Below are 3,210 nucleotides of genomic sequence, written 5' to 3'. Positions count from 1 at the left end.
TTTGGTGAGATCTGTTTTTTTGTTTTTTTGAATGATGCGGCGACCACGGAGAGCTAAACAGTATCTTACACTCTTTCCCTACGCGACGCGCTTCCGATCTGTCGCGGCCGCGAGTGCATCGGTGCGGGCGGCGGCGAGGCTCGCGAGCACGGCGAGGCCGAGCGCGCCGCCCATCATGAACGCGGTGTTGACGATCCCCGACGCGAGCCCGGAATCCGCCGGATCGACGTCGCTCATCGCGGCGAGCAGCATCGGGTTGAACGCGACGCCCGCGCCGATGCCGAGCAGCGTCATGCCGGGCAGCACGTGCCAGACGAAGCCGCCGTCCACCGGTGCGCGCGAGAACAGCGCGAGGCCGCAGGCCGCGATCAGCAGGCCGGCGGCGATCGGGCCGCGGATCCCGAAGCGCATCACGATGCGTGCCGACAGCCCGAGCGAGAACACGGCCATGATCAGGTTCGCCGGCAGGAACGCGAGGCCGACCTGCAGCGGCCCGTAGCCGAGCACGCGCTGCATGTACAGCGCGGACAGGAAGAACCACGCGAACATCGCGGCCGCCCACAGCACGGCGATCACGTTCGCGAGCGCGACGTTGCGCGAGGCGAACAGCGAGAGCGGCATCAGCGGATGCGCGGCGCGCGCCTCGATCGCGATGAACAGCGCGAGCAGCACGACGGCCGCGCCGATCAGCGCGACGGTCTGCGTCGACAGCCAGCCGGCCTCGTTGCCGCCGACGATCCCGTAGACGGCCAGCATCAGCGATGCCGTGACAGTGATCGCGCCCGCGACGTCGAGCCGCGCGGTGCCGGCCGGCGCGCGCAGGCGCGGCAGCAGCGCGACGCACATCGCATAGACCGCGATGCCGATCGGCAGGTTGACGAGGAAGATCCAGTGCCACGACAGCGAGCTCGTCAGCAGCCCGCCGAGCAGCACGCCGATGCTGCCGCCGCCCGCGCAGACGAAGCCGTACACGCCCATCGCGCGGGCGCGCTCGCCGGGCTCGGTGAAGAGATTCATGATCAGCGACAGCGCGACGGCCGATACGACCGCACCGCCGATCCCCTGCACCGCGCGCGCGGCGATCAGCATCGTCTGCGACTGCGCGAGGCCGCACGCAAGCGATGCGAGCGTGAAGACGACGAGGCCGGCGAGGAACATGCGCCGCTGGCCGTACAGGTCGCCGAGCCGTCCGCCGAGCAGCAGGCAGCCGCCGAACGTCAGCAGGTACGCGTTGACGACCCACACGAGGGCCGTCTCGGTGAAATGGAGGTCGGTGCTGATCGACGGCAGTGCAACGTTCACGATCGTGCTGTCGAGCACGATCATCAGCACGCCGAGGCAGAGGACGATCAGCGCGTACCAGCGTTTCTCGCCGTGAATCCCGTGGGTCATGGGCTTGCAGCCTTCTGATAGTTATTTGAAAGGATGCATTGTAGACCCCATCGCTGCGGGCTTCCTGCCGGTTTGTGGCAGCAGCGATGCGTAGTCGCGCGTCCGGGCGGGACGCGCGTGACGGTGGATGCGACGGGTGTTACGAGCGTGCCGGCAGCGCGCAGCCGTCGGGGCCGCAGGCGGCCGCGTCGCTGCCGTCGAGTTCGACGATGCCGTCGCGCCATGCCTGGTCGAGCGCCTGCGCGAACGCGTCGGCCGGCTGCGCACCCGACACCGCATAGCGGCCGCCGAACACGAACAGCGGCACGCCGCGACCGCCGATCTGCGCGGCGCGCGCGGCGTCGGCTTCGACTTCGTTGCGGTACAGGTCGCTGCGCAGCACGGCGTCGACGGCCGAGCGCTCGAGCCCGGCTTCGACCGCGAATTCGGTCAGCTCGGCGTGATCGAACAGCGAGCCGTGCTCGCAGAAATACGCACGGTACAGCCGCTCGGTCAGCGCGTGTGCGCGGCCCGTCGCTTCCGCGAGCTTCACGAGCCGGTGGCCGTCGAGCGTATCGCCGACGAGCGTGCCGGGCAGGTCGTAGCGCAGCCCGACGCTCGCAGCCGCATCGGTCACCTGGCGCAGCATCTGGTCGACCTGCGCGGGCGACATCCGGTACTTGCCGGCCAGCATCGCCTCGACCGGCTCGACGGGCTGGCCGGGCATCAGCCGGTACGCGCGCAGCGCGACATCGACGCGGTCGGCGTGCGCGAACGCGGCGAGCGCCTCGTCGAAGCGGCGCTTGCCGATCCAGCACCACGGGCAGATCAGGTCGGACCAGATTTCAACGGTCAGGGTCGGGCGGGCAGTCGGGGCGGGAGCGGTCGTCATGGGCGGTTCCGGGCAGCAAAAAAGTGTAACCGGGACTATATCACTTTGTGCTTCGGCGCTTCGTCGTGGCCGGGCGGCCATGTGGTCATATGAAACAGGCGCCCGGCGTATCACGAAGCATAGACACGGAAGCGGCGTCCCGATAGCGATTGCCGATGCCGGACGTCGCCGCGCGCGCCGGCGAACCGGCCCGCGGCGCGGGTCGCTTACGCGTCGCCCTGGGTTTCCTTCAGGTGCTTGAGGTGCTTGTAGACGGTCGCGCGGCCCATCCCGAGCACGTTTGCGACGTAGTTCGCCGCGCTCTTGCCGCGAAACGCACCCTCCGCGTATAGCGCCTCGACGAGCTCGCGCCGGTGCTCGCGCGTGAGCCCGTTCAGCCCGACCTGCCGCTCGCGCAGCCAGCCGTGCAGGAACGTGTTGATGCGCTCCTGCCAGTCGTCGCGGAACAGCTCGTCCGGCTGCGCGACGACGCCCGCGCCCTTGATGAACAGGTCGAGCGTCGCGCGCACCTCGTCGAACACCGCGATGTTGAAGTTGATGCACATCATCCCGGCCGGGCGACCTTCGTCGTCGAACAGCACGTTGCTGACGCAGCGCATCCGCCGGCCGTCCCAGTTCAGCTTCTCGTACGGGCCGATCACGCGCTCGCGCGCGGAATGATCGATTTCCTCGAGCGCGGAATCGTCGCCGACCTCGCGCTTCGACAGGTTGTTCGCGAGATACAGCACGGTCTGGTCGTGCAGGTCGTGGATCACGACTTCCGCGTACGGAAAGAACAGCGCGGCGATACCGTCGGCGATCGGCGCATAGCGGGTGAGCAGCAGGTTCTTGACGGGGGATTGCTTCTTGCGCATCGGGTTCGCCATCTCGGGTGGGCGGGGGCCGGGCAGCGCATCGGGCCGGCGTGCCGGCGCACCGTTGGCCGGCATGCCCGTGCGCCCGCGCGC

Annotated in this window: 2 protein-coding genes and 1 pseudogene; all 3 read right to left on the bottom strand. The window is 69.0% G+C overall.

Translation table 11 applies throughout. The features are described 5' to 3' along the window. Positions 1 to 102: 102 nt before the first annotated feature. A pseudogene (locus G3O00_RS41470) lies at positions 103 to 1,392 on the bottom strand (DHA2 family efflux MFS transporter permease subunit); the annotation flags it as partial. 139 nt (positions 1,393 to 1,531) lie between these two features. Next, positions 1,532 to 2,263 (bottom strand): DsbA family oxidoreductase, encoded by a 732-nt coding sequence (locus tag G3O00_RS41465; protein ID WP_041492751.1) that lies wholly within the window; start codon positions 2,261 to 2,263, stop codon positions 1,532 to 1,534. 206 nt (positions 2,264 to 2,469) lie between these two features. Then, positions 2,470 to 3,210 (bottom strand): PAS domain-containing protein (locus tag G3O00_RS41460; protein WP_277399386.1); only part of this gene is annotated, 741 nt, incomplete at its 5' end.

It is taken from the genome of Burkholderia sp. Ac-20384, from assembly GCF_017104605.1.
GTDB classification, from domain to species: Bacteria; Pseudomonadota; Gammaproteobacteria; order Burkholderiales; family Burkholderiaceae; genus Burkholderia; species Burkholderia lata.
The sequence above is the reverse complement of the archived record's forward strand: the minus strand, read 5'-3'. Positions and strand labels throughout refer to the sequence as shown.